Source organism: Saliniramus sp. (assembly GCF_035311605.1).
Classification (GTDB): Bacteria; Pseudomonadota; Alphaproteobacteria; order Rhizobiales; family Beijerinckiaceae; genus Saliniramus.
In genome coordinates, this window is record NZ_DATGCW010000345.1 from 1 (window position 1) to 6,331 (window position 6,331).

Consider the following 6,331-nt stretch of genomic DNA (forward strand, 5'->3'; position numbering starts at 1 on the left):
AAGTGTTCGACTCGCAAGGCGTGATGGTCGCCTTCGGCGAAGGCACGTTCCGTTATCGCACGAAGAAGACGACGGAATATTGAGCCCGCTCAGCGAGCCGGTATGCCTTCATTGGCAAGCGCATCGACGCGGTGATTGAGCGGGTCGTCGGCATGGCCCTTGACCCAGTGCCATGACACCTCGTGGCGGGTACGGGCCTCGTCGAGGCGCCGCCAGAGATCCTCGTTCTTCACCGGCTTGCGATCCGCTGTCTTCCAGCCCCGCGCTTTCCAGCCGGACATCCAGCTGGTGATGCCCTGGCGGACATATTGGGAATCGGTGAAGAGATCGACCGTGCACGGGCGCTTGAGCGTCTCCAGCGCCATGATCGCCGCCATCAGCTCCATGCGGTTGTTGGTGGTGAGTTCCTCCCCACCCTTCAGCGCGCGCTCATTGCCGTTGTAGATCAGGAGCGCACCCCAGCCCCCGGGGCCCGGATTGCCCTTGCAGGCCCCGTCCGTATAGACCGTCACGCGCCCACTCATCGCATCAGACCGTAATCGCGCGCCGTTTCGACACGGCGATGGAAACCGAGCTTGCGGTCGTATTCGAGCGGATCCTTCGGCCGCACCAACGCGCCCGGCGGGACGTTCAGCCAGTCAACCAGGCGCGTGAGCATGAAGCGCAGGGCCGAGCCCCGGCAGAGAATCGGCAGCGCCTCCGCCTCCGCCTCCTCCAGTCGTCGCACGCTCTCATAGCCCGCGAGCATCGCCTTCGCCTTGGTGACGTTGAAGCTGTGATCGGCCTCGAAGCACCAGGCATTCAGGCAGATGGCGAGGTCGTAGGCAAAATAATCGGTACAGGCGAAGTAGAAATCGATGATGCCCGACACCTCCTCCCCGATGAAGAAGGCGTTGTCGGGGAAGAGATCGGCGTGGATCACGCCCTCGGGCAGGCCGCGCGGCCAGTTCAGTTCGAGATAGGCGAGCTCCTCGCGGATGCGCCGCGTCAGGCCGGGGGCGACCTGCTCGGCGCGATCCTCGGCGGCGGCGAAGAGCGGCGGCCAGCCGGTCAGCGAGAGCGCATTTGTGCGCTGCATCCCGAAATCTGATCCAGCCTCGTGCATCTGCGCGAGCGCGGCCCCGAGCGCGCCACAATGGCTCGCATTGGGCCGGCGGATGGCAAGGCCATCGAGAAAGGTGAAGATCGCCGCCGCGCGCCCGCATAACCGACCGAGCTTCTCGCCGTCGCGTGTGCGCAGGGGCTGCGGGCAATTCAGGCCGCGCCGGGCAAGATGCTCCATCAGATTGAGAAAGAACGGCAATTCGTCTTCGCGCACGCGCTTTTCATACAGCGTCAGAATGAAGTCGCCCTGCGCGGTGTGGAGGTAGTAATTCGTGTTCTCGACGCCCTCGGCGATACCCTTGAAGGCAAGCACATCGCCGATCTCGTATTGCGCCACGAAAGCGAAGAGTGCGTCCTCCGGGACTTCGGTATAAACCGCCACGGCTCACTCCGCAGCGACGTCGCGCAATTCGCGCGGCAGGGGAAAGAACACGTCTTCTTCCGTGGTGGTCACCGTTTCGACGGTGACCACGTAATGCTGCGCTAAGGCGTCAATGATCTCCTCGACCAGCACCTCCGGCGCCGAGGCGCCCGCCGTTATGCCGAGCGTCGAGATCGCGCCATAGCGCGTCCAGTCGATATCCTGGCCCCGATTCACCAGGGTCGCGAGCGGGCAGCCGGCGCGCTCGGCCACTTCGCGCAGGCGCTGCGAATTCGAGGAATTGGGCGAGCCGACCACGATCATCGCATCAACCATCGGCGCCACCTTCTTCACCGCCTCCTGGCGGTTGGTGGTAGCGTAGCAAATGTCTTCCTTGTGCGGCGCGATCATCTTCGGAAAGCGCGCCTGCAAGGCCGCGACGATCTGCGCCGTATCGTCGACGGAAAGCGTCGTCTGCGTCACGAAAGCGAGGTTGTCCGTATCGGGCGGGTCGAGCCTCGCGACATCGTCGAGCGTTTCGACCAGCGTGATCGTACCCTCCGGCAGCTGCCCCATCGTGCCGACCACCTCCGGATGACCCGAATGGCCGACGAGAAGGACATGGCGCCCGCGTTTGGCATGGATTGCTGCCTCACGATGCACCTTCGTGACGAGCGGACATGTTGCGTCGATGGCGAACATGCGCCGGCGTATCGCTTCTTCAGGAACCGATTTGGGCACGCCGTGTGCGGAGAAGATCACCGGCGCGTCGCCATCGGGAATTTCGTGCAATTCCTTGACGAAAACCGCACCCTTCTTGCGCAGGCTCTCGACCACGTATTTGTTGTGCACGATCTCGTGGCGCACATAGACCGGTGCACCATGGATCGCCAGCGCCTTTTCCACGGCATCGATCGCACGCACCACGCCGGCGCAGAAACCGCGCGGGGCGCAGAGCAGAATCGACAGGGGCGGCAAAGGCTTTTTCATCGGCGTATTCATCATAGACGGGATGTGGCGAGATGCCCCTCCATGTCAAGCATTTCGGCACCGATTGCGGCAAAACATCTCCGTCTTTCGCCGCCCGGACTTGACCGCGTCGCCGTGATGGTGAACAGACGGTGCCGCAGCACATTCTCGCGTCATCAAGGAACAAGATCAGCGTGTTTGCCTGGCGCCTTCGCCTCGCCCGTTTCGTCGCGCGCAGCCTCGATCTGCTCGCCGCCTTCGGTATCCGGATTCTGTTCGCTTTCGCGCGTGCCCTTGGGGCCGAACGCGCGGCAGATCTCGGCGGCTTTCTCGCGCGTAATCTGGGCCCGCTCTTCCCTGCCCATCGCACGGCGAAGGACAATATTCGCCGCGCCTTCCCTGGCATCAGCGAGGCCGAGGTGAAGCGGATCACGCATGAAGCCTGGGACAATCTCGGCCGCACCGCCGCTGAATACGCCCATCTTGACACGCTGATCAATTTCGACCCGGACAATCCCGAAGCCGGCAATGTCGAGATCAGCGGTATCGATCATTTCGAGGCGATGCGGGACGACGGCAAGCCGGGTATCATATTCTCCGGCCATTTCGCCAATTGGGAACTGCCCGCGATCTGCGCCGCGCGATACGGGCTCGAAGCCACGGCGGTGTTTCGCGCACCCAATGCGGTCGCCGTCGCCAAGGCGATCCACGAGGTGCGCAGCCAGACCATGGGCGGGCTCGAAGCCGCGCGCCAGGGCGCGGCCTTCGCCATGCAGGGGGTGCTGGAGCGCGGCGGGCATCTTGGCATGCTGATCGACCAGCATTTCACCCGTGGCGTGATCGTCGATTTCATGGGCCGCCCCGCTCTGACCAATCCGGTCCTCGCAAAATTCGCCAAACGGCTCGAATGCCCCGTCCACGGCGTGCGCGTGGTGCGCCTGCCGGGGCGGCGTTTTCGCCTCGAACTGACCCCGCCCCTCGAACTCCCGCGCGACGCGAATGGCGAGATCGATGTGCCCGGCGCCATGCAGGCGATGACGCGCGTCATCGAGGGCTGGCTGCGCGACAATCCCGAACAATGGCTGTGGATGCACCGGCGCTGGCGTCCGAAATTCACCGGCGAGAAGCTGGAAGGGTAAGCCTCTACAGATCGAGCCCCGCATCCCAATAGGGTGTCGGGCCGTAGAGCGCCTGCAGGAATTCGATGAAGACGCGCAGCTTCTGCTCCACATGCCGGCGCGAAGGATAGAGCGCGTGCACGCCCAGACGGGCCGAGGAGCCGTATTGCGGCAGGACGCGCATCAGCGCGCCGGATTTCAGCTCCGGCCCCACATCCCAGGTGGAGCGCAGCGCGATACCCCCGCCCGCGAGCACCGCTTCGCGCACCACCTCGCTCGAATTCGTGCGCAACCGGCTCATGACCCGCACCGTGACCGGCCCTTCCGGCCCCTCCAGCCGCCATTCGGAGCCGTTATGGATCAGGAGCGCGTGATCGACGAGATCACTCAGGCCCTGCGGATTGCCGGCGCGGGCGAGATAGGCGGGCGCGGCGCACAGCACGCGATGGGCCGGGGCGAGCCGCCTTGCGATCAGGCTCGAATCACCAAGATCCGCGATGCGGATCGCGAGATCATAACCCTCGCCGATTATGTCGACGAAGGCGTCGGTCAGCGTCATGTCGAGGCTGACGGCGGGATGAGCGTCGAGAAAACGCTGCATGAAGGGCGCGATATGCAGGCGCCCGAAGGATGTCGGCGCGGATATGCGCAAGAGCCCGCGCGCCTCGGCGGCACCCTGCCCGGCTTCGCTCTCCGCCTCCTCTATCGCGGCGAGAATACCCACGACGCGCTCGTGGAACCCCTGCCCCGCCTCGGTCAGGGCGAGTTGGCGGGTCGTGCGTTGCAGCAGGCGCACACCGAGCCGCTCCTCGAGCCGTCGAATGCGTTTCGAGATCACCGCCGGGGACAGACCCGTCTCGCGCCCCGCCTGTGACATGCTGCCCGCCGACACGACGCGGGCGAAAATGTCGAGATCGCCGAACCGGTCCATCGCTTCCCCCTGATTCGCCGCATGAGCGCTTTTTCATTCGACGATTTTTTCCTTCAGGGAAACAATCTACCGCGATCTCATCACCTGCACAGCCCGCGAATTCGCGCTATATTGAAAAGAAAACCATCGACGTTTCGTTGGACGGGAGGATACCATGTCGATCGCCTTTCCCAAGCCCGATGCCGGGATTGTCGCACGCCGCGAGGAGATCATCGCCGGGCTCGCGCGATTGTTGCCGTCGGAATGCCTCGTCACTTCCGAGGATGAGCGGCGCGCCTACGACACCGACGCGCTGACCTCTTATCGCAAGATGCCGCTCGCCGTCGCCTTGCCGCGCACGACGCAGGAAGTCTCCGACGTTATGCGCTTCTGCCATGAGAACGGCGTCAAGGTGGTCGCGCGCGGTGCCGGGACGTCGCTCGCCGGCGGCGCGATTCCGCAGGAGGATGCGGTGGTGATCGGTGTGGCCAAGCTCGCCGACGTGATCGAGATGAACTTCGCCGATCGCTACGCGCGGGTGCAGTCCGGCATCACCAATCTCGCCATCAGCGGCGCTGTGGCGCATGAGCAGTTCTTCTACGCGCCGGACCCGTCGAGCCAGCTCGCCTGCACCATTGCGGGTAATATCGCGATGAATTCCGGCGGGGCGCATTGCCTGAAATACGGCGTCACCACCAACAACCTGCTCGGCGTCACCATGGTCCTCGTGGACGGCACCATTGTCGAGCTCGGCGGCCCGCATCTCGACGCGCCGGGCTATGACCTTCTTGGCCTGATCACCGGCTCCGAGGGCCAGCTCGGCATCGTCACCGAAGCGACGGTGCGTATCCTGCGCCAGGCCGAGGGCGCGCGCCCGGCCCTGATCGGCTTCGACTCAGCCGAGACCGCAGGCGCCTGCGTCGCCGCGATCATCGGCGCCGGGATCATTCCCGTGGCGCTCGAATACATGGACCGCCCGGCCATCCAGGTCTGCGAGGCCTTCGCCAAGGCAGGCTATCCGCTTGATGTCGAGGCGATGCTGATCGTCGAGGTCGAGGGTTCGGACGCGGAGATCGAGGACCAGCTCGCCCGCATCGTCGCCATTGCCGAGGATTTCGCGCCACAGACGCTGAAGGTGGCCCAGTCGGAAGCGGAATCCGCCGCGATCTGGAAGGGCCGAAAATCCGCCTTCGGCGCCACCGGGCGGATCGCCGATTACATCTGCATGGACGGCACCATCCCCACCGGGCAATTGCCCCATGTGCTCAAGCGCATCGACGAGATCGTCAAATCCTACGGGCTCGGCGTCGCCAACGTCTTCCATGCCGGCGACGGCAACCTGCATCCGCTGGTGATGTTCGATGCGGCCAAACCCGGCGACATGCAAAAGGCCGAGGATGCCGGCTCCGACATCCTCAAGCTCTGCGTCGAGGTCGGCGGCTGTCTCACCGGCGAGCACGGGGTGGGGATCGAGAAGCGCGACCTGATGACCTGCCAATACAACGCGCAGGATCTCGCCCAGCAACTGCGCGTGCGCGGCGTCTTCGATCCGGGCTGGCTGCTCAACCCGGCCAAGGTCTTCCCGCTGGAAGGGCGTGACGCGGCATGATGGGCCGGTCGATCACGGCCTCGCTAGGTCTCCCTCTCCATCGGGGAGACAAGCAGCGCCCTTCATGCTCCCTCGACAAAACCCCAACCGGAAGGCGTAGCGCATGACCAGCGTGCATGAACCGGCGAGCGAGGAAGCCGTCGCGGAAATCGTCGCAGCGGCGCGCGCGGATCGCATGCCGCTGAGCCTCGCCGGGGGCGATACCAAGGCGGGGATCGGGCGGCCGGTCCAGGCAGCGGCGACGCTGACCTCGCGCAAGC

General features: G+C 64.9%; 6 protein-coding genes. 2 read left to right on the forward strand and 4 right to left on the reverse strand.

The features are described 5' to 3' along the window. Positions 1 to 89: 89 nt before the first annotated feature. From rnhA to ispH, 3 genes are read right to left on the reverse strand one after another with little or no spacing between them, the layout of a single operon-like run. Complete coding sequence (gene rnhA / locus VKP01_RS15255) at positions 90 to 524, reverse strand: ribonuclease HI (protein ID WP_324413779.1); 435 nt, start codon at positions 522 to 524, stop codon at positions 90 to 92. Further along, on the reverse strand, positions 521 to 1,486 hold the full coding sequence (locus VKP01_RS15260; protein WP_324413781.1) for a homoserine kinase: 966 nt from the start codon (positions 1,484 to 1,486) through the stop codon (positions 521 to 523). The genes rnhA and VKP01_RS15260 overlap by 4 nt, the downstream gene beginning before the upstream one ends. Before the next feature lie 3 nt (positions 1,487 to 1,489). Next, positions 1,490 to 2,455 (reverse strand): 4-hydroxy-3-methylbut-2-enyl diphosphate reductase, encoded by a 966-nt coding sequence (ispH, locus tag VKP01_RS15265; protein ID WP_324413783.1) that lies wholly within the window; start codon positions 2,453 to 2,455, stop codon positions 1,490 to 1,492. Between the two features lie 173 nt (positions 2,456 to 2,628). Here ispH and VKP01_RS15270 point away from each other — a divergent pair, with 173 nt between their 5' ends. Beyond that, entirely contained in the window at positions 2,629 to 3,573 is a 945-nt protein-coding gene (locus VKP01_RS15270) for a lipid A biosynthesis lauroyl acyltransferase (protein ID WP_414706591.1), read from the forward strand. Between the two features lie 4 nt (positions 3,574 to 3,577). Here the strand turns inward: VKP01_RS15270 and VKP01_RS15275 are convergent, their stop codons facing one another. Continuing rightward, positions 3,578 to 4,483, reverse strand: coding sequence for a LysR family transcriptional regulator (locus VKP01_RS15275; protein WP_324413785.1), 906 nt, complete (start codon positions 4,481 to 4,483; stop codon positions 3,578 to 3,580). Positions 4,484 to 4,637: 154 nt separating this feature from the next. Here VKP01_RS15275 and VKP01_RS15280 point away from each other — a divergent pair, with 154 nt between their 5' ends. Beyond that, entirely contained in the window at positions 4,638 to 6,071 is a 1,434-nt protein-coding gene (locus tag VKP01_RS15280; protein WP_324413787.1) for an FAD-linked oxidase C-terminal domain-containing protein, read from the forward strand. Positions 6,072 to 6,331: the final 260 nt, after the last annotated feature.

What these genes read in the sequence shown, in the direction of transcription:
- rnhA (WP_324413779.1), bottom strand. Translation starts at nt 524, where the DNA reads ATGAGTGGGCGCGTGACGGTCTATACGGACGGGGCCTGCAAGGGCAAT.
- ispH (WP_324413783.1), bottom strand. Translation starts at nt 2,455, where the DNA reads ATGAAAAAGCCTTTGCCGCCCCTGTCGATTCTGCTCTGCGCCCCGCGC.
- VKP01_RS15275 (WP_324413785.1), bottom strand. Translation starts at nt 4,483, where the DNA reads ATGGACCGGTTCGGCGATCTCGACATTTTCGCCCGCGTCGTGTCGGCG.
- VKP01_RS15280 (WP_324413787.1), top strand. Translation starts at nt 4,638, where the DNA reads ATGTCGATCGCCTTTCCCAAGCCCGATGCCGGGATTGTCGCACGCCGC.